The following is a 22,674-nucleotide window of genomic DNA, read 5'->3' as shown; positions in this document are numbered from 1 at the left end:
GTCTGCGTTATTTCAATCAGTTTCCTTATCCTAATTCAACCGTTCAGCCTTTGAACTTCACTTCTGCGAAAGTCATTGACCCCGTCCTGAGACACCTTTTGAAATACCACTTGAAGAACAGCGGGATGCAGTTGTAATCCTCTGGAAGGCGATCAAGAACCGTCACGGATTCCACTGTATCGGAAAATTCCTTGATCTCCTTCTTGCCGTCCTCCATGCTGAATGGCATGTATGCTCCCTTGTTGCCTGTCTTCCTGACAGCTCTGTTAGAGCGGGCCAGCATTTTTGCGTTCTCATAGTCGAAGCACATCACGGCGCCCGGGAACCTCTTTCCGATCGCATCTATGAGCCTCTGTACATCTTCCCTTTGGAAATAGAACAATACGCCGCAGCTCATAATGAAGACGCTGTCCCCTTCGTTGTATCCGACGTAATCCATCCAATTATGATCATTGGCGTCCATACCTATGTTCACTGTCCTCTCTTTGCGGTCGAATAATCTGGTTCTGAATTCTATTACCTCAGGAAAGTCCACATTCGCAAAACGGCATCTTCCGTTGTCTATGTGGTCGAAAATCGTGTCCAGACCGCAACCTATGTTGATGATCAGTGCATCCGGATGTTCATTGAGGAACTTTCTGGCCACCCTCTCGGTGATGTCCTGTCTCATACCGTAGACCAACTGTGGTCCCTTGCCCATATCCGCCTGCTCGATATCGTAGTCTATGCGATCGATGATCGTTTTTGCCGTCGTGTCCCTGAACAGACGAGGGTACCTCTGATTTGCCTTGTATCTCCCGAACAAAGGAAGCATCAGAGTTTCCTGGACGCTCCCTTTCTCGATTGAGACTTTCTCTTTCATGCAAGGTCATATTACTTTAGATTAAAATAATTTAGGAATTCCTAATAATTTATCAATGACAAAAACCACCTAGAGAGGACACGACCTGATTCCAAATTCATCGGGATCATCGCGGGATTCTACGTAGAGGTAGTGAAGGCTAAGGGAAACGAAGAAGTACTCAATTTCCTGGCAATACTGGAGATGCTACACGAGATGGACCATGACGAACTGGCCAGAATGTCCGAACGTACAAAGGAACTGGCAGAGAAGACAAGAAGGTGATCATCAGGCCGGGCCCTGCTGCCTCAGATTGCTCAGAGCATCCTTGTTGTTGCCGATGATCATCGATACCTTGCCGCAAGTCTCCAACTCTGGACAGGATCCGCACGTCTCGTATCCCTTAGAGACGGCGCATTTCCTTATCGGGCAAAGGGTGCCGCAGTAAACGGTCTTGGCCCCTTCCATGCGGCATCCGGTACAGTTGATCATATCTGGAGTGATCTCCACCTGATTCAGTTCCGACCATTCCTTAGAAACCTTTCTGCGCAGATCGTCATCGTCATTCAGGGTAGCGATGCGTGCCTCGCACTTCTCGCAATCCAATCCACAGTATGCGATGAATCTATTCATGCACCTGGAATGAATGTGTTTGTTGATAATATGTGTCTTATTCCGCCTTGTTTTGAACCAGTTCTCCGGAATAGCCTACATCATCTATTTCAACCGTGGACTTCGTCAGGGACTTGAAGACCATGGAGAAAAGACCGCTCCTCAGCAGAGATTTCGTCATCTGCTCGATGATCGCATTCTTCTACATCATGATGTTCTTCATGACGTATACCGGGATGACCGCATACGTCAGGGACGAATTCCAGACGGACAGCATGATAGCAGCGATAGCGGTGAGCATCTTCATAGTCGGCGACCTGATCGCCAGATTGTTCTCCCACAGGATCATCGACAGATTAGGTCTAAGGATGACCGTGGTCGCATCCCTTTTGGTCAGCAGCATCCTTTCCATAATGTATCTGGCAGCGTGGGATGTGGCTTCGATGTGCATCCTCAGATTGGTGCACGGAATGGCCTATGGCGCCATGGGAACCGCGGTGAACACCAAGGTTTCACTGACAATACCGTCCGAAAGGATGGGTGAGGGCATGGGATACTTCATGATGAGCGTCAGCATAGGCTCGGCATTGGGTCCGATGGCCTGCATGATGCTTTCCGAGGACGGAGTGTTCACAGACGTGTTCCTGCTGGGATTCGCGATGAGCCTTATGGGATTCCTGTGCTCGCTTTTCCTGACAAAAGACGTGCCGGTCGCAGAACGTCATGACAGGCCCAAGGGATTAGTGGAGCGCAGCGCCATCCCCATCTCGGTCGTCGCGCTGGTGTTCTTCTTCTCGTATTCGGGCGTCCTCTCGTTTATATCGTCCTACGGGAACGAGATAGGTCTTGCGGAATTCGCCACATTCTTCTTCGTTGCACTGTCGGTCAGCACATTGGTATCCAGGATGTTCCTCGGAAAGATGTATGACACCCGGGGGGAGAATGCTCTCATGATACCATCGTTCCTCCTCTTCATTCTGGGAATGGCCATCTTCGCGACCACCGACAACGGATGGCTGCTCCTTCTATCAGGAGCAATGATGGGTGTCAATGTGGCCCTAATGCTGTCCATCGGCAACGCAGTGGTGATCAAACTCACCAAAAGGGACAGGGTGGCGGTCGCCATCTCCACATTCAATATCTTCGTGGACCTGGCCTATGTGATCGGCCCGATAGTAATCGGAATGCTGATAGATGATATGGGCTACCGCGACAGCTACATGGCCATGGCCGCCGTTGCGACGTTCTCCCTTATCCTATACTATTTCCTTCACGGAAGGCTGGTCACAGCCGGTAAGATACCTAAGGGATCGTTCTGAGAAAAGGTTCTTGACTTTCCGCATATCACCTAAAAAAAACAAACTTTTACTAATCAAAACGCTCTACACGACCGCATGGGAATTCGTCTCTCCGTCCTGTTGATATTGACCGCTTCTATCATCCTATTCCCGCTTGCGTTTAGTTCTGTCGACGGGTACGATTACTTCGAGGACGGGGATTTCGAATACTCAGTCGAAACCTCCACAACTGTCTCGATAATCACAGTTTTGGAAGATTCCACTACGGAAGATATGATCGTACCGTCTACCGTGATGCACGATGACAAGGAGTATACCATCGTATCGATCTATGCGACGTTTAAAGAACCTGTTAGGACCGTACATATCCCCGCGACGGTGGAATTCATCGATGTCTGGGTGTTCACATCATCGGATTTGTATTACATCTCCGTGGATGAGAATAACAAGAACTATTGCAGCGTGGACGGAGTCATTTTTACCAAGGATATGCGCACGCTTATAGCATATCCTGCATGCAAAGAGGGCAGCGCTTATGTCATTCCCAAAGATGTAACGACGATCGACACAGGTGCGTTTTGCAGAACAAATCTCGTCGCCGTGGTTATGCCTGTGGGACTCAAAGAAATCAGATTCGAAGCGTTCGCTTGCTGCGAGAATCTGGAATCGATCAACGGCATTGGAATTGCTAACGAGTTGCCGAGCTCCGTGAGCATTCTGGACTCCTCAGTGTTCGAAGGATGCAAGAAACTAACCAACCTCAAACTGCCTGATGATCTGAAACTGATGGGCGACTGCGTATTCGCGGAATCGGGCATAGAACGGATCAACATACCTTCGGGACTGTATTCGATGGGCGAGAGGGTTTTCAGCGATTGCCCCAACCTAAAGAGTATAACATCTGACAATTACAAATATCAGGAGGAAGAGGGAATCCTGTACGATGTATCCCACAACAAAAAACTGATAGCCTATCCAGCAGCCAGTGAGAGGACCGAACTATACATGGATGAAAATGTCACGGAAATAGAACCCATGGCATTCTCCGGATGCTCCAATTTGAAGAAGATAGTCCTGCCCAAGACCATGGCCGTCATAAACGAAGATGCGTTCGAAAACTGTCGGTCCCTTGAAGAAATCGATCTGAGTAATGTCTCGGTCGTTGAATACGCCGCATTCAATGGATGCGAATCTTTGACCAATATTACTTTCGGTGAACAAATAACGGTGATCGGATTACTGGCGTTCAAAGGAACAGGCCTGGAAGAGCTTGTCGTTCCGAGCTCCGTAACATCCATTGGTCTTTCGGCATTCAACGATTGCAAGAATCTTAAGAAAGTCACAATACCTGAAAATTCCAGGGTTGATGTGGGTTATACTGCGTTTTGCAAATCCTGTAATCTTACCGAATTCATAATCTACAGCCCCGACGTGATTCTGAATTCATACTCGTTAGATATCGGAACTGAAGAGGATCCCGTCATCCTTAATCTGACGGTTCCCAAAGACCTTTTCATCCCCGAAAATGTGAATGGCGATAACACAACATTGGACATACACATCTTGGGAGAGCGCCCGTACCCCTACGAGAATCTGCTCGGAGTACTGGTCTGCATACTTGTCGTACTATTCATCGTCAGAATGTTCAGAGGTGTGCGAGAATGATCAACATCTTTACCAGATTAGCACAGTCCGTCAGAGACGTCCGTGCAAACAAGACGATCCTGCTGGCGATGATCAGAAGGAACACTGCCGGACGTTACAAGAGCACATACGTCGGATTCGTATGGCATCTGCTTCTGCCCGTCCTGATGATCGTCGTGCTGACGATAACGTTCACTTACATCAGACCGCGTGCCATGGAAGATTTCTGGATCTACTTGAGTGCAGGAATATTCCCCGTCTATTTCATCTCCAGCTGTCTGAGGGGAAGAGCCATCACAGCGAATGCTAGCTACGTCACGAAAATGAAGATCCCCAGAGAGATCATCGTCTTCTCAACGGTCATCACAGAGTTCCTGAGCGTGGTCTTCGCTTACATGGTCATAATCATCGTGATCCTGCTTTCAGGACAGTATGTCAACTGGTTCGGTATGGCCATGCTCCCTGTCGAATTGTTCCTGATGTTCGTATTTTCATTGGGAAGCTCGTATCTGGTATCGACGATCACAGTCTTCATCAAGGACGTGGGATACATCATGAGCATAGTGATGAGATTGGTCATTTGGATAACCCCCACATTCTTCCTGGCCAGCGAGGCCAAGGGCCTTCTGGGAACGATCGTGTGGTATAATCCGTTCACTTATTATGTGGAAACTTTCCATGACATCCTGTACTATGGAATCTTCCCGCACACGGAGTATCTCCTGATGAGCCTGATATTGGCGGCAGGGATGTACCTGCTCGGAGCGTTCGTGTTCTTCACATATGAGAAGAAGTTCCCGGAGGTGCTCTGATGGAGGACGATATTGTCATCAGGATCAGAGGGCTGAAGAAGTCCTATACGATCATCGATCCCAACCTTAACGACAGCAGATTCCTGTTCAAGAAGAAGATACAGTACCCGATCTTCGACGGAATCGACCTGGATATCAAAAGAGGCGATATCGTCGGTATCCTCGGACGCAACGGATGCGGAAAGAGTACATTCCTGAAGATGGTCTCAGGCATCCTGGAACCCGACGAGGGGACGGTAGAGGTCAAAGGCAAGGTCGCCAGCATTCTCGAGCTGAGCATGGGATTCCACGCGGACCTTTCCGGAAGGGACAACATCATCCTCAGGAGCGAATTGTACGGCATCCCCAGGGAAGAGGTCATGGAACATCTGGACAAGATAATCGAATATACGGACCTCGGAGTGTTCATCGACAATCCTGTCAGGACGTACTCGTCAGGTATGAGGTCCCGTCTCGCATTCTCCGTCATGGTCAACGTCGATGCGGACATATTCCTGATCGATGAGGCACTGAGCACCGGAGATGCTGCATTCGCCTCCAAAGCATCGGAGCATCTGAAGGACCTTGTCCGCAGCGGCAAGACCGTCCTTTTCACATCCCACAGTATGAACACCATCAAACGCACATGCAGCCGTGCGGTTTGGATCTCGGACCACATGATAAAGATGGATGGTCCGGCAGATGATGTCGTCGACGAATACTCGCGTTCCATCAACGACTCGTTCGAAGAGACCCTGGGCCTTGCGAACGACGGCTCATCCTCCGCACAATACAGGATCGCCATCTTCTACAGGGACGGCGTAGGTGTTGAGAAGAACAAGGATGAGTGGTTGCACTGGCTGAATGAGGCTGCATTGAGGGATCACCCAATGGCGCTCAACGATCTTGCCGACATAAAGATGTCTGAGGGAAAGACGGAAGAGGCTATGGACCTCTATCAAAGAGCGGCTGAGAACGGCAGCATCGAAGCCAGAAGGAAATACGCCACACTCCAGGGAGAGACGATGGATGAGATCAGGGAGTTGCGCTCCATCCTGAAGGACCTCTGCTCCTCCGGCTACCCCTATGATTATTGCAATTACGGCGAACTCATGCTCAGATCTGCCCTGTCTGCTGAGGATTATGAAGAGGCCAAAGAATACCTGACAAGGGCCTCGGAAATGGGATGGACCGACGCGGATCTGCTCCTTGGACAGATGTACCGCGACGGTAGTAACGGTGAAAGGAACCTTGACAAATGTATCTCATACCTCACCAAAGCGGCTGAGAATGGGAACAACAAGGCAATGTACATGCTGGGCGACCTGTTCTATGACGGAAAATACCAGAAAAAGGACTATGAACAGGCATTCAGATGGTATCTGATGTCAGCATCGGTGGGCAACGCCAGATCCCAGTATCAGGTAGGACTGATGTATGCCTCCGGACAAGGGGTGGAGAAGAACGAAGATCTGGCCAAACAATGGTTCGCCAGATACTCCAGCACAATGGTTAACGATTCCCGCAAGAAAGCAATGGATACACTGAGGGCCCGCAAAGGGGACATTGCCTTGTCCAACGACATGCTGAAGGCCATGTCACGCAGCAACCAGCCTCCGTCCATGACCACTCTGGCCCTCAAATACCAGTCCGGAAAGGGATTCAAGAAGAACGAGAAGGCCGCCATGGAACTCATGAGGAAAGCATCCGTTGCAGGAGGTTCGCCCCGTGTGAAGCTGGCCGAGATGATCGAATCGAAGAATGAGTCCGAACAATTCCCGCAGGAGTCGCTCGATCTCATCAGGAGTGCTGTGGAATATGGCGATGCCGGAGCCATGTACAAGATGGCCTTACTGTACAAGGACGGAAAGGGCGTCGAACAGAACATGGACCTGTATCACAGATACATGGTGATGGCTGCCGAACGCGGAAACAAAGATGCCAAAGATACCGTCAGACAGTGGAAAGCCCGTACCGATCGCAGACAATCTGAAAAGAAAACTAAGGGTAACCGTCCGAGGAATAAAGAGGTCAAGAAATGATCACTTGGGCTACGCTTCTGATGTGCGTAGCGATCTCAGCAGATGCTTTCGTCGTATCGCTTGGAAAAGGACTAGCTCTGAAGAAAATCGATAAAAGAGCTGTTCTAACTGTCAGCATATGGTTCGGCGCGTTCCATGCCATTATGCCTCTGATAGGGTGGCTGGCAGGAACAACTTTCCACGAATTCATTGACATATATGACAATTGGGTTATGTTCCTGGTGATGCTCATCCTTGGAATCATGTTCATCAGGGAAGGCCTCCAAGATAATGAGGATGATGGCAAACTGTCGAAGGACCTCACGGTCAGGACCATGTTCCCTCTGGCGATAGCGACAAGTCTGGATGCGCTCGCTGCGGGAGTTTTCATTTCAGCAAGTGCGACAGATGTCATAGAAGGCATCATCGCGCTCGGAGTAATCGCCGGATGCGTAAGTGCTGCCGGACTGTTCCTCGGCGGAAAGTTCGGTATAAGATACGGGAAAGCCGCCACAATTGCCGGAGGCTGCCTTCTGTTATTTATCGGAATATTGGCGCTTCTAGAGGAATTCGGTATCGCTCATTTCATGAGCGCTTGATATATCTGGGCACGAAAAGTATCGCTACCCCGATTAACGCCAGAACGATACCGGTCACAATTGTAAACGTACTGTCGGATTCATCCTCGAAATAGGTGTTTTCCTTAGCTTCCTCTATAAGCTTGTTCATATCCTTGCTTCTTCCTTCAGAAGCCATGTTGATGAGCGACTGGTCATAATCCAGCTTCCTCTGTTTATCGATAACATCATCTCCAATCAGTCTTATGAGGATACCATTGAAGACCGCTGCCAATCCGCTGCCCTTTATCTCGGTACTGTCTTCAACGCCATCGATGCTCATCCCATAATAGAAATCGAGATCGAAATCATTCAAACCGAGATATAGCGTCTTATCTGGACTGCCGGGATTGATCATGGTCAGATTGATATCGAGTAGGATCTCCCTAGCTGTGGTGGTGGTGCTAATATTCTTAGGTCCGGAACCACTAATCAGTTCCATATCCTCTTGGATCGAACCTTTTCCTTTGAATATCATCCTAACGTCCAATATATCCTCTTTTTCATCATAATAGGCATTCATACCGATGTAGATGTAGACATTGAGAGTTGTATCTACGTGATACACCGAACCCTTCTGGATCGGGTTCTCAAGATCCTTTCCGTATAGGATGCTTGTATCATCCACCTTAAGGAGTCTGAAGATGACGCCCCCATAGTCATTTAGGAACGATCCTGCCCAGGACATCCCTCCGACATGGCCGATATCTTTGAATGTGGTAGCATTGACTGAAATGGAATCTGAGAGAGCTACTCCGAGCTCTCCGTACTGACTGTCAGACCCCTCTTTCCTGTCTTCGATCTTGAGTGCATCCCTCAAAGGTTGCGGAAGATCAAATCCGGCGCTCAGATGTCCTTTCGAGAATTCGGGTTTTCCTTGAGGCAGAAAATGCGATGCGACAAGCTTTGATGTAGCAAAACCGGCAAGGATGCTTGCCAGGGCCTCGAAATTCCTCTCATCCATCGTGAATGAAGGCAGTATGGGTTTGATGATCTCATTCAGTCTTTCCATCAGTATCTTCCTGTTCTCGTCCGAATCATCCGTAAGCTCAATAACAGCCGATGTATCAGCGATTGCCCTGATCACGACGTCGATGATATCGCTCTTGGACTCCGAAGAAGATGATGATGAATCGGCATCCACCATGGGCGCGGCTGTTGTGGCCAGAAGCACAGCGATAATGAGTACTGCTATTGCCGCCTTCTTCATTCGGACTGCCTCCTGTCGATAACCAAGACAAGTATCGAATACATCAATACAGCCCATCCGAGGAATAATATGAAGCTTGCCAGAGGATCCAAAGGGAGCCCGGATGACGCCTTCACTACAGACATTATGCTGAGTGTTGTCAGCCCGCCGTGACCGCTGGCATTCACTGCGGCTATCATATCGGGCACCGGTATTACTGAACACATGGCCTCATAGTCCACCAGGCCCGTCGCAGGTCCGAGGATGTATATTACCAAGGGAACAACTATGAACACAGACAGGATTGTCAGCGCTACGGCATGCTCCGAGCGGGTGTTTATAATCATGGCCACTGCGATTACTATCGCTGCAAAGACCACAGCTAGAGCGAATGACTGCATAGACGCGGCCAGATCTCCCGTACCATGCATGATCTGAGCGACGACTATCATCACATACACCGGAATCATGAGGATGGATGAGACCGCGACCGCCCCCAGATATCTTCCTGCAACGGCATGTTTGCCTGATATCTTCAAAAGGCCTTCCTTCTCTGTTGCTACATACGCTGCGCCGATTGTTGTCAGAAGCGGTATGAGCTCCATGAGGATCGTGCTTACGGAGACATGGACAAGATATCCTCTGCTAGAGATGAACTCTGTTAGCAGGTATGTAAGCAGATACATCATGAATGTGAGCGCCAGCGACACAAGGATGAATCCCAGAGCGCGCACGGTGGTCAGTTTATCGAGCATCACTCTGAACTGAACGGAGAATTCGTCTACAGGGTCATCTGATGTAGCATCATATGACTGGTCCGCATCACAGACTCCGCTCATACATCCGAAACCTATTGGGAATTATTAAGGATTTTTTTCAGAATTGTCAGTGAATGCATCAAACGATATATTCTCGCCATGTCTTTCTATGATGATATCATGGAGTCGGACCACAGAGTGAACGAGCTGCTCGAAGGATTCGAATCAGGGAGGATCCCTCTTTTGGAATTCATACGTTCTGTGAACCGTCTCCGCGAGGAGGGCGATGTGATAATCTGCGACCCTTCTCTGGGAAAAGCCGTGGTGACATGTTTCGGGAGGCACAGCGAAGGAAGGGACCTCATGGCCGCTCTCCTGACCATGCAGGGGTTCTCTGTGATTGTGGTAGACCGTGATGCCGAACTGAAGGATATCGTAGAGGAATGCATGGATCCTGAGGTCACGGTACTATGCATGTCGGTACAGACCACCTATGACTGCCCGGAGGCCTTGGACATCTCCGAGATGCTGAAAGAAGCAGGGATCAGGGAACGCATAGTGCTCAACATCGGCGGTGCCGCCATATCGGACAAGATAGCGGAGAAGGCGGAATGCGACATCTACTCCAATTCAGCAAGCAGATCCGTCAGACTGATCAAGGAAGAGGTCCGCAGGAGATCATCTGCCTGAGCAACATCTTTTTATCCTTTTAGTTTGTAACAATTTTTATGACACACGGAGTCCTGGGCCTGATTGTCTGTCCTATGGTCGACGATAATCTGATCTACAGTCTCAAGAAGGATGACGAAGAGAAGAATATCATAGTCGTCCAGAACAAGAACAACGGTTCCATCAGAAGGAAACTGGAAGAAGCCGGCATGAAATACGAACTGGTATTCTGGAACGATATACTGTCGCGCAATTACGATCTGCCCAAGGATAAGTTCACACTACTGATCTACATGACGGACCTGGGCCTTCACTCGAGACCGGAGGTCCTCAAGTCCACTGTCGAGGAGATAACGACCGAGATGCAGCCCTTCGTGGACGGCATAGGCTTCTATCTAGGGACCTGCGGCAACTACGAATGGAACATTCCCAAATGGTGCGAGGAGAAGCATTTCAAACCCGGTGCGGTGTTCTGCGACAAGAACGGATACCTCTGCCACGACTGCGTCGGAATAAACATCGCTGGAGGCCCCAAATACAATCAGATGCAACAGAAATACACGGGACACCTGTATGTCTTCCCAGCGATGGCTACGAACTTCGACGACTTCATGGAAGCTGACCAGGCGGAATCTGCGGCCACAGAGGCCAGCCTCACTCCCGAGATGAGAGAGGTCCTGGGGATAGAACCTGGCCGCGACGGATATCTGAGATGGCTCCTTCAGCTGGGCAATTACGAATACATCCTCAAGCTGGACACCGGCATCGGAGACAGGGAGAACTTCGAGAAAGATCTTCAGAAGGTATCCGAGAGGACACATCTCAAGATCAAAGAGGCTGAGGCCGGATGGGTGGATCTCCAGCCGACCGATGACATCTACAGCAAGTGCAAATCCTTCCTTCAAGCTTGACCATGCACGTAGACTCCGAATTCACCGTAGGCATCCATACTCTGCTGATCTACGCCTACTTCAATGAGGATAAGGTCACTAGCGAGACGGTATCCAGGAGCATAGGCTGCAATCCAGTGATAGTCAGAAAGGTCTTCAGCAAACTATCCAAAGCCGGGCTTCTGAATCCCGGCAAAGGGAATGCCAGAACCGTTCTTGCGAAACCGGCCGACCGGATCACACTGAAGGATGTCTTCATCGCTACTCAGGAGGAATCCGTTGAAGAGACATTCAACATGTACCCTGCCAATCTCCAGTGCCCTATAGGGAAGGAGATCCACAGTCTGCTGGATTCCCATTTCACATCAGCGATGGACGCTATGCTCGAAGACCTGTCCAGAACGACAATAGCGGATCTCATATCGGAACTGCCCGCGGACAGGAAGCTTCCTGAATCTCTCAGGAGCCTCTGATCAGATCCTGCTGCCGATCATCTGTGCACTACCCATTCGCCTCTGGTCCCCCCTACGCGCTCGATCATCCCCTTCCTTTTCAGATGCTCGATCTCAATAGATATCTTGGTGGCAGACATGCCGGTGATTTCCCTGATCTTAGCTATGGTAACTTTGGAATCGTTCTCCATCATGGACATGATTATATCAGCATCGGTGACCGTTCCATCCTCCTTGGACTTTGTGAAGCCCAATAACGTTCTGACCAAAGGAGGATCGTTCTCCTCCGCCATCATGAAATCATACAGCAAGCCTGAATCATTTGCATCGCTCATCGCCCTGATACCATACCCCGTACGCTCCACATACCCTATCAGCATGAGCATCCGTACGATGATTGAATTACGAGGGTCAGATGTACCTCCGCGTATGGCCTTGGAAAACGGAACCCTCATGTTACCTGGATTCGTGATCTCTAAGTGATCTCCCTCTAGGACAATGGATATTCCGCACCTCCCTCTGTAGTCGGCATGGACAACGGCGTTGACAACCGCCTCTCTAGAAAGACCATAGGATTTGGGCATCGTCTGGTTCATGGACGCCATTTCGAATCTAGATCCAAAGTGTTTGATCAATCTCCCCTCAACCTCATTCAGGAAATCGAAAATGTTACCGCTCCAGTCGCCTGAACCTGAGAATAACCTATAATCCCAACGTGCGGATGATGACACTTCGCGATAGTCCAAGAAATAATCAGGACATTCCAGGACTATGCTCATGTTCCTTCCGAACATCAGTAATCCAGCCATCGTCAGTTTGAGTACGCCTCCCATCTTCAAGGCAGCACCCGTTTCTATGAGAAATTGCTCGGTATCAGTATTCAGCAGAGGGTGATTTGGTCTGAATGATCTTAGCGCATCCAAATACCTCCTAATTGTATCTTGACTGATGACTGCTTCCCAATCGGCATCGATGGTGGTACTATCCGGCGATTTATCTGACGATTCGGAGATCATACTCCCTATCTCATATTTTGTGCAGTGATAGTCTCCTTCATGATTGCGTTTGAATGTGCCGCTGTTCACATTGCCATTGATGTACACAGGCCTGAATTCACGAGGTACTTGGGGGACGTTTATGACGATGTAACACTTCCCGTTCGACTCCAAAACTTGTACATCGCTATCCTTCAGACAGCAATAACTCACCTTGCTGCTATCATTGACGATATCCCAAAACTGTTTTAGCATCTTGTTCGGATCTTCAAGCCCTTCGATGGAAATCTTGTGAGTCGCCTTATCCTCGATTGCGCCGAGAATTATCCTCCCGCCGTTCGTATTGCAGAATGCAGAATAAGTCTCCCATAGACTTTTGGGTAACCCTCCTTTAGTGGATTTCGCTTCTAAAACTAGAGATTCCTGCATCCTTCTCATAAACGATCAACTATCGTGTATATTTATATTATTTTTGTATTTATTATTCTTAAATTAATATTTTTTATTATTTTTTAATAATTAATTTCTACAAATATTATATTTATTTCTCTCATTATTAATTTAATTATTATTGAAAAATGGAAATACAATTAAAAAAAACTAGAGCGGGGTCTCCCCCGCCAATTGTTGTTTATTTCTTTCTTCCGTACATGAGGAGCAGTGCCGAGTTCACAACCACTGCCACCGAACCGACGTTATGCACCAGGGCACCGGTCACAGGCCCCAGTACCGCAAGCATAGACAGTGCTACGGCCAAGCAATTCCAGCACAGGGAGAACGTGATGTTGAACTTGACCTTACCCATCATCTTTCTGGAGATCGATACCAGATGCGGAAGCGACTCGAGACCGTCCTTGACCAGGACCATATCCGAAGCATCTGCGGCTATATCCGTTCCTGTGGATCCCATCGCGATACCGACCCAGGCCTTCCTGAGGGCCGGGGCATCGTTCACTCCGTCTCCTACCATACAGACCTTGCCACCGGAACCCTGTCTCTCCTCTATTGACGAGACCTTGACCTCAGGAGTACAGTCAGAGACGATATCCTTGATCCCTGCCTCCGCAGCCATATGCGATGCTGCACGGCTGTTGTCACCTGTTAGGAGGATGCTGTTCACCCCTAGAGAGGACAATTCGGATACGGTGTCCTTGGAAGTCTGACGGATGGAATCCGAGAATGCTACGAATCCTTCGTAATTACCATTGATCGATACATAGACGACGGTGCATCCCTCTGCATACAAGTTTGCGGTGCGTTCCGCGGCTTCTGCCGGAATCGAAATACCCTTCTCCTCCATCATCTTTGAATTGCCTATCATGACATCCTTTCCGCTTACCTTTGCGGAGATACCGCGGCCTACGGACATGGAGAAGGAATCAGCCTTTACATGCTCGACACCTTCTTTGTCTGCAAAGGACACGAATGCTTTGGCCAGAGGATGCTCTGAAGCAGATTCTGCCGAAGCGATGAGTGATACGAACTCGAACCTGTCATTGACTGATGAAACCTCTTGGATCTTCGGTCTTCCTTCCGTTATGGTGCCTGTCTTATCGAAGGCTATAGTATCGATCTGCGACATCCTCTCCAGGGAGTCTCCGTCCCTGACGAGCACACCGCGCTTTGCAAGGTTACCGATGGTCGCTACGACAGCTGTGGGGGTCGCAAGGATGAATGCACAGGGACAGAACACGATACATACTGTCACGGCACGATAGATGTCTTCCGTGAGGAAGTATGTGGCAACCGCCAGCACCATGACGGTGGCGACCAGCCATGTGGCCCACTTGTCCGCTACCTTGACCATACGCGTCTTGTCCGCATCCACGGAGGAGACCATTCCGACCATCCTCTGGAACGAGGAATCCTCTGCATTCTTGGTGACCTCCATGTCGAAGGACCCCATCTGGTTGATCGTTCCGCTGAAAACCGTATCGCCAACAAGCTTGTCCACAGGGAGGGATTCGCCTGTGATGACGGATTGGTCGATCGATGTCTCTCCCGAAACGACCTTTCCGTCCACAGGCACGGCCTCTCCCGGACGTACCCTCACGATAGACCCGACCTGGATTTCCTCGACAGGTACCTCGCGCTCGGTATCTCCATCTACAACCCTTCCGGTCTTGGGGGACATGTCCTGAAGGGCTTCGATTCCTTTGTTGGCCTTTGCAGCCGAGTAATCCTCGAGGAATCCTCCGATCTCCATGATCAGAGCGACTTCTCCGGCAGCGAACCATTCGCCTAGATACAGGGCGGCGATGATCGCTATCGCGACCAGGACATCAGCTTTGATGTCATGGTGGAGGATCAGCCCGGTTACGGCATCCCATATGATGGGTGCTCCGCATATCACGATCGCGATCCATGCAGGATCGGCGTGGAATGCTTCTGGGATGGTGAGGGACAGAATCAATGATATGCCTGCGATTATCAGGACCAGCAACCCTTTCTTCACTTCATCTTTGATGAAATCGAGAACGAGCAGAATGATCGGGACAAGACCTACGACGAGATAATGGCCGTTGAACATAACGTAGATCAGCATCAGAGCGACCATCGTGTTGGGATCAATCTCCTCCTTCTCAGCTACTCCGGTCAGAATATACCAAAGTGCGAGCAGCCCGCACAGTACATAGACTGCCCAAGGCAGATATTCGCTGACCGGGTCATCTCTCATTAGGAATGTGACTACCGAGATTACCGCTATGAGCAGTAACACGATGCGTTTTACGTTATCACTCAGAATACCTTCGCCTGCATCCATCATATCGAATCATTTACATCGATTGGTAGGATTAATAGGGTATGCATCATGATGACCAAAAGTAACACCAATTATGGAATCTTGCTACTCTGGTAACATCATATCTGGATTATTGGTAAAGTATGCTAAAAATAATCAATTCGTGTTACTAAGGAATTCCACTAGTAACACGAATATAGCTTTATTATTCAGGTCGTGTTATTATTCAGATGACATCGATATTGATCTTGCCGAACCCGTTCTCATTGATGAACGTGGCTGAGGATACAGCCTTATCGAGCATCATGGGATCACAGATCAGGACGGAATCCTGTCCGTCCAGACACTTCATGGTACAATTCTCAGGACCGTTGTACAGGAAGTCCACATCCAGTGCTGTGTTCCTGACCGCGAATCTGGCGCTCATTCCATACACACCTTTGGGCATCTTACCGAGGTCGTATTCCTCGATTATCGCATTGAGATCGGTTTCCCTCTCGGCCCTGATGACATGCAAGGCACCGAGGTTGACATCCTTGTGCTGTGCTGTCTTGAGTGCCAACTGGGATTGTGCCTTCGGATATGGTTCCAGATCCATCTTTCCTAGACTTGCCAGGGTACGGTTCATCATGAATACCGTGGGCAGAAGCAATCCTGCCTTCTGAACACTCTCGTAATCCGAATAGAACGGTTCAGGCTCTCCGCTGTATGCGCACTTACCGCCGTAAAGGACACGAAGCTCATCCGCCCACGAGTATGTCAAATCGGTATCGTGCGAAGACATGATGACAGTGACACCGGACGAATGCATCTGCTCAGCGATCTCCATGACCTCATAGGCCATCTGGGGATCCAATCCTGCGGTAGGCTCATCCATAATGATGACACTAGGCCTCATCGCTAGGACTCCGGCGAGCGTGACTCTCTTCCTCTGTCCGTAGGACAGCTTCATGATCGGAGACTTGCGGTACTCCTCCATTCCGACGGCGAAGAGTGCCTCCTGGACCCTCTCCTCCACTTCCTCCTTCGGGAGCCTCATGTTCTCGGGCCCATAGGCCACATCCTGCTCGACATAAGGTTTGAACATCATATCGTTCGGATTCTGGAATAGGATAGACACCTCGGAACGCATCTTGATGATGTCCTTATGCCTGTATGTCAGAGGCTTATCCCTGAAAAGGACTTTGCCATGGTCAGGCTTGTAGAGCGCGTTCAATACGCTGAACAGTGTGGACTTACCAGCACCGTTGCATCCCATAATCGCTGTCTTCTTACCTTCCTCGATCTTCATGCACAGCTCATCCAGGACCTTCGGTCCCTTCCTGCTGTAGGAGTAAGTGACCTTATCTGCCTCTAAGAGTGTTCCCATCAGATCACCTCCATATCAACTTCGAAACCGAATTCTTTCAGCCTATCGCACTGTGCTTGGACCGTTGGAGCGTAGATCGAATCGTAGAACAGGACGGAGTCCTTGCCTTCGACCGCTTCCGTGAAACATGTGTCGATGGCATCGAAGCGGTAATCGACATGTTTCTCTGTCAGAGCATACCTGGCGTCAGAGCCGTAGACTCCCGAGGATACATTGCTGAGATCCTTCATGACGTCCTCGTATCTTCCCACTGCGGTCTCTTCTTCGACCGGTACACAGACCAGTCTGCCCGACTTATTCGGCTGACCGAACTTGGCCGTGAACTCGCAGCTGTTGCGCGGATACGGAGAAACGGACAATCCGTCTATGGCGCAGATGTCCCTGTTCATGTTGAACACTGATGGCGTCAGCAGACCGCATCTGTATACGCGCTCGGAATCACTGTAGAACTCCTCCACAGCCCCGCTGTATTCGAACTTGCCATTGTAGATTATATCTGAGGTGTCCGCCCACTTGTACACGATATCGATGTCGTGAGTGGATATCAGAACCGTGACACCCTGCAGGTGGAGCTTCTCGGCCAATTCCATGACCTCCATGGATGCCTGGGGGTCGAGACCCGCTGTAGGCTCGTCCATGATCATTATCTTGGGATGCATCGCAAGGGCACCTGCGATAGCGACCCTCTTCCTCTGTCCTCCGGACAGCTGCTGCAGAGGACGCCTTGCGTAAGGAGTCATCCTGACATCCCTGAGGGCCTTTGCGACCCTTTCCCCGACCTCATCTCTGTCAAGACCGAGGTTGAGTGGCCCGAACGCTACATCCTCCTCGACCAGTGAACAGAATATCTGCTCATCCGGATTCTGCAGGATGACAGCCACTTCGGACCTCAGATTAAGGAGCCCTTCCCTGGTGTATTCGACGGGCTCACCATGATTGTAAACAGTACCGCTCTGAGGCTTGTAGACGCCTGTCAGAGTGTAGAAGAACGTTGTCTTACCTGCACCGTTGGCCCCCAGGATAGCATTGCGGGAACCCTCTTCGATGCTGAGACTCATGTTATTGAGGACGTTCCTTGTGCTGTTAGGATGAGCGAACGTCACGTCCTCCAATCTGAATATCTCGCTCATATGTCCCACCCGAAGAGAGGTGCGAACAGCTGCGCCATGTTGACCCAATCGCTGGAGTACTCCCCGATGAAGTACAATGCGACGACCGCGCCGACGGAGATGACCACCCATTTAATCGAGAGCTTCTTGGGCTCGCGGAATATTGGGAAGGTTCCGTTGTAGTTCCTGCACGCCAAAGCGGCCTCGGACTTCTCTGCCAATTCCATCGAGAAGATGAATGTCCCTGCCATCGCCCCGCCGTATGATTTCATAGCGGTCATCGGGCCGTTGTACCCGAGACGGCACTGTGCCGCATCGATCATGACAAGGAATCTCTCCAGAAGGAGGAATGCATACCTGTAGATCAGAACGATGAGTTCGGTGATCTCGTTGGGGCAGCGGAGACTCTTGATTGCGAATGAAAGATAAGGGATAGGTGTCGAACATGCGAAAGATAGCATGAGTGTGACACCGGCAATAGCACGGAAGAAGATCAACCAGGCCTGGTTGAAACTCTGTTCCGTCATGTAGATGTTGAACCAGAGGATCTGATCCTGCCAAAGGGCAGGCTGAGAATGGTCTCCCAGGATCGATATCATACCGCTTCCCAGGACCATGATCAGAATCGCTTCTCCGATTGCCAAGAAAATCAATAAAGGTACCTTAAGGTTTGTCGAATAGGCCATCATAATCATGCCTATCGAAAATGTGATCATGGGCACCAGAATACTGTTTGTTACTATCCCGATAATCAAAAGGGATAGAACAAAAAGGAGTTTTCCGAGAGGGGCCCAGTTTACCATACGCGAGCTGTAAGCCAGCTCGTCCATCTCTACTTGTTCAGACACTCGGCCACTCTCGGATTATTGAGATCATTCCATCTCTACTTTCTTCTTGGAACGACTGAATCCAATGAAGTAGCCGATAAGGACTGCTCCAATAGCTGCCTGTACTGCGAACAGCATGGACTCGATCTCTCCAGGGAGTTCTCCGTAGATTGCATCGATCCAGTCTGTCAGCCAAGGCTCGTAACCGTGGTCTTCTGCAGCCTCTCCTCCGGAATCATCGGATCCGCCGAAGTCTCCGGGGATGAATGCAAGGATTCCGACGACGATGATTGCGACAACTGCGAATCCTGCGATGTAGAGCATCTTGTCATTTGCCATTTTCATGCCTCCGTGGAGAAGGGGTTCAGCTTGTTGTTGTCAGCGATCTCGAAGATGTCTGCCCTGGAGGTTGCCAGGTAGTGTGCGAACATTCCGAGGACGATTCCCTCAACGATTGCGAGGGGAATCTGGGTGACCGCGTAGATGGAGAGCATCTCGACGAGTGTGTCCATGAAGTCTGCTCCAACTGAGGTCATAAGGTTCAGAGACATCTGGAATGCAGTTACGACATATGTCATGAGGTCAGCCAAGAATGCTGCGACAAACATGCTGACGAAGACAGGTGCGTTTGCTCCCCTGAGGATCTTCCAGAAGACCAGACCGATCAAAGGTCCGATGATTCCCATGGACACGCAGTTTGCACCGAGTGTTGTGAATCCACCGTGTGCGAGCAAGAGTGCCTGGAAAACGAGAACGATAGTGGAGAGAACGGCACAAACACCGACTCCGTAGAATACGACTGCAATTCCTGTTCCTGTGGGGTGTGAGCATGATCCAGTTACCGAGGGCAACTTGAGCGAGGAAAGCAGGAAGATGAATGCTCCAGAGAGAGCTACTGTCATCTTCTGCTCGGGGTGGTCCCTCAGGATCTTGCGGAGCTTGATTACTCCGACGATGAAGAAGGGCGCCATTACCGCGAACCAAACTACACACCAAATGGGATCTAAATATCCTTCCATTATGTGCATTTTTTTCACCATCCAATGGTAGATGCCTCCGGACCTGTATTCCTCGGGCACCGTATCGAATTTAGTTTGTTTAACTATCCGATTACGATGATGTATCAATATTTCATATTAATAAGTTGGTTGAATTCTCCATGTATTTAACTGGATTTATTATCCAATTATAGCCAGATTTCATCCAAATGGATGGGTGTTTAAACAGACCTATAATCAATCGTTTCTTGTTGGTTTTTTACTCCATAATAATAACAATATAGAATCGGTAAAGGAAGAATCTGTGCAATATCCATAAAACCATAACAAGCATTTATGGTCCCGATGTGGACAGGGGTAGAGCTTCTTCATGCACTTCAGGACATCAGGCTGGAATTTCCATTCCTGGAGGATCTCTTCGCTGCGATGTCCTCGAGGATCGTCTACCTGGCCGTACCTGTAGCCCTGGCCCTTCTGTTCTACTGGTGCATCAACAAAAAGCAGGGAGAGATACTGGCGCTATCGTTCGTTCCCGCGATGGTGTTCGCCGTCGTCTCCAAATACGGATTCAATCAGCCAAGACCTTGGGATCTGGACCCGAGCATCATCAAGGTCGATGGCGTCAATGCTCACGGACTATCCCTACCGAGCGGGCATGCTGCAAGCGCAATCTCCACATTCCTGCCTGCGGCCTCATTCGTCAGGAACCGTCTGTTCAAGACCGTTCTGATTGCCGTAATGGTGCTGATAACCGTGGGGAGACTGGTGCTGTGCGTCCACACGCCCTTGGACATATTATCGGGCATAGCTGTTGGCCTCATTGCCATTGTAGTGGCATGGAAATCAATGGAATACGCATACGAGGATGACCGCACATATCTCTTCGTAAACGCGGCCTACGTCATCTTCTTCACAGCACTGTTTATCATAAGCTTGGTATGCTGGGGTGCCGATGCGGACAGGATTGCATTGTATGCAGGATTCCTCTACGGGATGCTCATAGGCAGGACCATGGACCGTCTCTACCTGAGATATGAGGTGCCGCAGACAGGTATCAAAGAGCACGCCCTCAGATTCTTTGTCGGAATGACCATAGGTGCACTTATCCTGTTGGTTTTCATGATTTCGTTCCCGGATTGGGGCATCGGTCTGGGTGGAGCGTTTATGATGATCTGGTCCTTCTTCATCTACCCCTACATCATCACCAAGAAGAATCTCTTCTGCTGAAGCCCCGCAGTTTTCGGCATCAGGTTGGCAGAATCAACTCATATCGCCAGATATCGCGGACAATTCGTAACCATATAGGATATCCTAAAATACAACAACGAACTGCGATTTTCCATGAGCACAATCATCGTTTACGCGTCAACCGGCGGCAACACCAAGGCCGTCGCCGAATACATCGCCAGCAAGACCGGCGGAGAGGCAGTGAGCGTCTCCGATGCAGATTCAAAGGACCTCGCATCCTATGACACCGTCGTAATCGGCGGAAGGGTCTGGGCAGGAGGCATCCCCAAGGAACTGGTCAGCTACGTCCAGAAGAACAAGGATGTCATCTCTCAGAAGAAATCTGCATTCTTCGTCTGCTGTATGTACAACGACGACAAAGGCCAGAAGCAATGCGACGCACTTGCATCTGAGGTCGGTATCTCCAACCACGTCTTCTTCAACAAAGGTAAGAAGCTCGTCAAGGAGAATCCCAAACCAATTGACGATTTCATCGCCACATTCTGAATTTCCAAGGGATGCCGAAAGGCCCCCTTCTTCTCTCAATCCGCTACCTGATCCCTGTCGTTCAGTCTGACGAGGGATCCGATCCTGTCAGCGATACCGTCAATAGCACCTTCATCATAGACCACGGTGATGGCATCTGCCGGACACTGTTCTGCACATCTTCCACAGCCTCTGCAGAGGTTCTGATCTATCTCGAATCTTCCGTCGGCGACCTTTACCGCCTTCGTGAAGCATATCTCGCTGCATGAACCGCACTGGACACACTTGCCGTCGTCAAGTTTGACCGTCACGCCTTCCATGCGTTTGAAAAGACTCCCTATCTCGTCCGAGATGTTGCGGGTCATGTTCCAAAGACAGCAGCACGGACAGCAGTTGCAGATCGTCATCAGATCCTTCTTGTCACCGGTGCTCAGCCATATGCTGTCGAGCTTGTTCCTCCCGATGATGTGGACCAGACCCTGTTCCCCGCATTCGTCTATGTATGCACAGGCCTCTTCAGGAGTGGCCAGATGGCCAAACTCCGGAGGGATCTTGTACACCCCTTTGCCCATGAACACACAGCCGTGATCAACGGGGTAATCCTCACACTTGTTAGATTTCCTGCAGATGCAGAAGTTCATGATGAAGATGTCATCTGCGCGGTTGATGAGATTCTTCACCACATCGCTCGGCAGGACCGTTGATTCGCCCGCGTCATCTATCTCGATGTTCGCATCGATCGTTCTTGTCGCCACTTTGTCCTTGGGTACGACTATCATATCGTCGCCTTCGAAGAACATCTTACCGACGATCCTGTTGAACGTCTTCGATTTCCTGGTGAACGCCGCGAGTCTGTATCTGGTGTTGAAAACTAACCCCATCATCCTTTTCGACATGCGCGGTATGATCTTCATCGATTGTCAATACCGCTTTACGATATAACCGTTTCATGGCGACGCATCTTCCAAACACGGTGGCACTGGTGCTCAATATTTTATCGTGTCAACGCGTACATTTTTCGGGGTTTTTGAGATGAACGCGTCAATCGGGCAGAAAGGTGTTGTTTCCACGCTCCTGTCCGATGGTCTCGAACAACAATTACACCCCTTAATTCTCCCGGAAATAGTAAGTTACGTGG

At 49.8% G+C, this 22,674-nt stretch carries 22 protein-coding genes; 10 read left to right on the top strand and 12 right to left on the bottom strand.

Annotated elements, in window-relative coordinates; translation table 11 throughout:
* Positions 1 to 43: 43 nt before the first annotated feature.
* Together E7Z62_05110 and E7Z62_05105 are read right to left on the bottom strand one after the other, a co-directional pair.
* Complete coding sequence (locus E7Z62_05110; GenBank protein ID MBE6522489.1) at positions 44 to 862, bottom strand: class I SAM-dependent methyltransferase; 819 nt, start codon at positions 860 to 862, stop codon at positions 44 to 46.
* Between the two features lie 267 nt (positions 863 to 1,129).
* Positions 1,130 to 1,474: a DUF3795 domain-containing protein gene (locus tag E7Z62_05105; protein ID MBE6522488.1), complete on the bottom strand. Its 345-nt coding sequence runs from the start codon at positions 1,472 to 1,474 to the stop codon at positions 1,130 to 1,132.
* Between the two features lie 113 nt (positions 1,475 to 1,587).
* On the opposite strand from E7Z62_05105, the gene E7Z62_05100 reads away from it, so the two are divergent.
* The 5 genes from E7Z62_05100 to E7Z62_05080 all read left to right on the top strand — a co-directional run bounded on the left by E7Z62_05100 (position 1,588) and on the right by E7Z62_05080 (position 7,806).
* Complete coding sequence (locus E7Z62_05100; protein MBE6522487.1) at positions 1,588 to 2,772, top strand: MFS transporter; 1,185 nt, start codon at positions 1,588 to 1,590, stop codon at positions 2,770 to 2,772.
* Between the two features lie 75 nt (positions 2,773 to 2,847).
* The gene (locus E7Z62_05095) at positions 2,848 to 4,416 is read left to right on the top strand and encodes a hypothetical protein (GenBank protein ID MBE6522486.1); all 1,569 of its coding nucleotides are present in this window, start codon (positions 2,848 to 2,850) and stop codon (positions 4,414 to 4,416) included.
* Positions 4,413 to 5,207 (top strand): hypothetical protein, encoded by a 795-nt coding sequence (locus tag E7Z62_05090; GenBank protein ID MBE6522485.1) that lies wholly within the window; start codon positions 4,413 to 4,415, stop codon positions 5,205 to 5,207. The genes E7Z62_05095 and E7Z62_05090 overlap by 4 nt, the downstream gene beginning before the upstream one ends.
* Positions 5,207 to 7,228, top strand: coding sequence for an ATP-binding cassette domain-containing protein (locus tag E7Z62_05085; protein ID MBE6522484.1), 2,022 nt, complete (start codon positions 5,207 to 5,209; stop codon positions 7,226 to 7,228). Before E7Z62_05090 ends, E7Z62_05085 begins: the two co-directional genes overlap by 1 nt.
* The gene (locus E7Z62_05080) at positions 7,225 to 7,806 is read left to right on the top strand and encodes a manganese efflux pump (protein ID MBE6522483.1); all 582 of its coding nucleotides are present in this window, start codon (positions 7,225 to 7,227) and stop codon (positions 7,804 to 7,806) included. The genes E7Z62_05085 and E7Z62_05080 overlap by 4 nt, the downstream gene beginning before the upstream one ends.
* On the opposite strand, the gene E7Z62_05075 is transcribed toward E7Z62_05080, so the two are convergent.
* Together E7Z62_05075 and E7Z62_05070 are read right to left on the bottom strand one after the other, a co-directional pair.
* Positions 7,793 to 9,034, bottom strand: coding sequence for a hypothetical protein (locus E7Z62_05075; protein MBE6522482.1), 1,242 nt, complete (start codon positions 9,032 to 9,034; stop codon positions 7,793 to 7,795). The genes E7Z62_05080 and E7Z62_05075 overlap by 14 nt on opposite strands.
* A complete protein-coding gene (locus E7Z62_05070; protein MBE6522481.1) occupies positions 9,031 to 9,852 on the bottom strand; it encodes a hypothetical protein in 822 nt (273 codons plus the stop codon). Before E7Z62_05070 ends, E7Z62_05075 begins: the two co-directional genes overlap by 4 nt.
* A 78-nt stretch (positions 9,853 to 9,930) precedes the next feature.
* Here E7Z62_05070 and E7Z62_05065 point away from each other — a divergent pair, with 78 nt between their 5' ends.
* Genes E7Z62_05065 through E7Z62_05055 form a run of 3 tightly spaced genes read left to right on the top strand, consistent with a single transcriptional unit; the run spans position 9,931 to position 11,803 of the window.
* Positions 9,931 to 10,461, top strand: a complete 531-nt coding sequence (locus E7Z62_05065; protein ID MBE6522480.1) for a hypothetical protein — start codon at positions 9,931 to 9,933, stop codon at positions 10,459 to 10,461.
* Positions 10,462 to 10,499: 38 nt separating this feature from the next.
* Entirely contained in the window at positions 10,500 to 11,351 is an 852-nt protein-coding gene (locus E7Z62_05060) for a DUF1638 domain-containing protein (GenBank protein ID MBE6522479.1), read from the top strand.
* The gene (locus E7Z62_05055; protein ID MBE6522478.1) at positions 11,348 to 11,803 is read left to right on the top strand and encodes an Rrf2 family transcriptional regulator; all 456 of its coding nucleotides are present in this window, start codon (positions 11,348 to 11,350) and stop codon (positions 11,801 to 11,803) included. The genes E7Z62_05060 and E7Z62_05055 overlap by 4 nt, the downstream gene beginning before the upstream one ends.
* Before the next feature lie 17 nt (positions 11,804 to 11,820).
* On the opposite strand, the gene E7Z62_05050 is transcribed toward E7Z62_05055, so the two are convergent.
* The 7 genes from E7Z62_05050 to E7Z62_05020 all read right to left on the bottom strand — a co-directional run bounded on the left by E7Z62_05050 (position 11,821) and on the right by E7Z62_05020 (position 19,853).
* Positions 11,821 to 13,215 (bottom strand): transcriptional regulator, encoded by a 1,395-nt coding sequence (locus E7Z62_05050; protein MBE6522477.1) that lies wholly within the window; start codon positions 13,213 to 13,215, stop codon positions 11,821 to 11,823.
* Positions 13,216 to 13,408: 193 nt separating this feature from the next.
* Positions 13,409 to 15,265 (bottom strand): cation-translocating P-type ATPase, encoded by a 1,857-nt coding sequence (locus E7Z62_05045; GenBank protein MBE6522476.1) that lies wholly within the window; start codon positions 15,263 to 15,265, stop codon positions 13,409 to 13,411.
* Positions 15,266 to 15,746: 481 nt separating this feature from the next.
* Complete coding sequence (locus tag E7Z62_05040; protein MBE6522475.1) at positions 15,747 to 16,892, bottom strand: ATP-binding cassette domain-containing protein; 1,146 nt, start codon at positions 16,890 to 16,892, stop codon at positions 15,747 to 15,749.
* Complete coding sequence (locus E7Z62_05035) at positions 16,889 to 18,019, bottom strand: ATP-binding cassette domain-containing protein (protein ID MBE6522474.1); 1,131 nt, start codon at positions 18,017 to 18,019, stop codon at positions 16,889 to 16,891. Before E7Z62_05035 ends, E7Z62_05040 begins: the two co-directional genes overlap by 4 nt.
* Positions 18,016 to 18,846 carry a hypothetical protein gene (locus tag E7Z62_05030; protein ID MBE6522473.1) on the bottom strand — a complete coding sequence of 277 codons (831 nt, stop codon included), beginning with the start codon at positions 18,844 to 18,846 and terminating at the stop codon, positions 18,016 to 18,018. The genes E7Z62_05035 and E7Z62_05030 overlap by 4 nt, the downstream gene beginning before the upstream one ends.
* 24 nt (positions 18,847 to 18,870) lie before the next feature.
* Positions 18,871 to 19,164: a hypothetical protein gene (locus tag E7Z62_05025; protein MBE6522472.1), complete on the bottom strand. Its 294-nt coding sequence runs from the start codon at positions 19,162 to 19,164 to the stop codon at positions 18,871 to 18,873.
* Positions 19,165 to 19,166: 2 nt separating this feature from the next.
* Entirely contained in the window at positions 19,167 to 19,853 is a 687-nt protein-coding gene (locus E7Z62_05020; protein MBE6522471.1) for an energy-coupling factor ABC transporter permease, read from the bottom strand.
* Positions 19,854 to 20,159: 306 nt separating this feature from the next.
* Between E7Z62_05020 and E7Z62_05015 the strand changes: the two genes are divergently transcribed.
* Together E7Z62_05015 and E7Z62_05010 are read left to right on the top strand one after the other, a co-directional pair.
* Positions 20,160 to 21,050, top strand: a complete 891-nt coding sequence (locus E7Z62_05015) for a phosphatase PAP2 family protein (GenBank protein ID MBE6522470.1) — start codon at positions 20,160 to 20,162, stop codon at positions 21,048 to 21,050.
* A 114-nt stretch (positions 21,051 to 21,164) separates the two neighbouring features.
* Positions 21,165 to 21,557 carry a hypothetical protein gene (locus E7Z62_05010; protein ID MBE6522469.1) on the top strand — a complete coding sequence of 131 codons (393 nt, stop codon included), beginning with the start codon at positions 21,165 to 21,167 and terminating at the stop codon, positions 21,555 to 21,557.
* A gap of 35 nt (positions 21,558 to 21,592) precedes the next feature.
* Here E7Z62_05010 and E7Z62_05005 read toward each other — a convergent pair whose 3' ends face one another.
* On the bottom strand, positions 21,593 to 22,450 hold the full coding sequence (locus tag E7Z62_05005; protein ID MBE6522468.1) for a 4Fe-4S dicluster domain-containing protein: 858 nt from the start codon (positions 22,448 to 22,450) through the stop codon (positions 21,593 to 21,595).
* Positions 22,451 to 22,674 lie beyond the last annotated feature (224 nt).

The organism is Thermoplasmata archaeon (assembly GCA_015063285.1).
In the GTDB taxonomy this organism is placed as follows: domain Archaea; phylum Thermoplasmatota; class Thermoplasmata; order Methanomassiliicoccales; family Methanomethylophilaceae; genus Methanoprimaticola.
Note: the sequence above shows the minus strand (reverse complement) of the source record. Positions and strands in the feature narration are given on the sequence as shown.

Coding starts and splice junctions, on each gene's coding strand:
- E7Z62_05110 (MBE6522489.1), bottom strand. CDS start 862: ATGAAAGAGAAAGTCTCAATCGAGAAAGGGAGCGTCCAGGAAACTCTG.
- E7Z62_05105 (MBE6522488.1), bottom strand. CDS start 1,474: ATGAATAGATTCATCGCATACTGTGGATTGGATTGCGAGAAGTGCGAG.
- E7Z62_05095 (MBE6522486.1), top strand. CDS start 2,848: ATGGGAATTCGTCTCTCCGTCCTGTTGATATTGACCGCTTCTATCATC.
- E7Z62_05090 (MBE6522485.1), top strand. CDS start 4,413: ATGATCAACATCTTTACCAGATTAGCACAGTCCGTCAGAGACGTCCGT.
- E7Z62_05085 (MBE6522484.1), top strand. CDS start 5,207: ATGGAGGACGATATTGTCATCAGGATCAGAGGGCTGAAGAAGTCCTAT.
- E7Z62_05080 (MBE6522483.1), top strand. CDS start 7,225: ATGATCACTTGGGCTACGCTTCTGATGTGCGTAGCGATCTCAGCAGAT.
- E7Z62_05075 (MBE6522482.1), bottom strand. CDS start 9,034: ATGAAGAAGGCGGCAATAGCAGTACTCATTATCGCTGTGCTTCTGGCC.
- E7Z62_05070 (MBE6522481.1), bottom strand. CDS start 9,852: ATGAGCGGAGTCTGTGATGCGGACCAGTCATATGATGCTACATCAGAT.
- E7Z62_05065 (MBE6522480.1), top strand. CDS start 9,931: ATGTCTTTCTATGATGATATCATGGAGTCGGACCACAGAGTGAACGAG.
- E7Z62_05060 (MBE6522479.1), top strand. CDS start 10,500: ATGACACACGGAGTCCTGGGCCTGATTGTCTGTCCTATGGTCGACGAT.
- E7Z62_05050 (MBE6522477.1), bottom strand. CDS start 13,215: ATGAGAAGGATGCAGGAATCTCTAGTTTTAGAAGCGAAATCCACTAAA.
- E7Z62_05035 (MBE6522474.1), bottom strand. CDS start 18,019: ATGAGCGAGATATTCAGATTGGAGGACGTGACGTTCGCTCATCCTAAC.
- E7Z62_05025 (MBE6522472.1), bottom strand. CDS start 19,164: ATGGCAAATGACAAGATGCTCTACATCGCAGGATTCGCAGTTGTCGCA.
- E7Z62_05020 (MBE6522471.1), bottom strand. CDS start 19,853: ATGCACATAATGGAAGGATATTTAGATCCCATTTGGTGTGTAGTTTGG.
- E7Z62_05015 (MBE6522470.1), top strand. CDS start 20,160: ATGGTCCCGATGTGGACAGGGGTAGAGCTTCTTCATGCACTTCAGGAC.
- E7Z62_05010 (MBE6522469.1), top strand. CDS start 21,165: ATGAGCACAATCATCGTTTACGCGTCAACCGGCGGCAACACCAAGGCC.
- E7Z62_05005 (MBE6522468.1), bottom strand. CDS start 22,450: ATGAAGATCATACCGCGCATGTCGAAAAGGATGATGGGGTTAGTTTTC.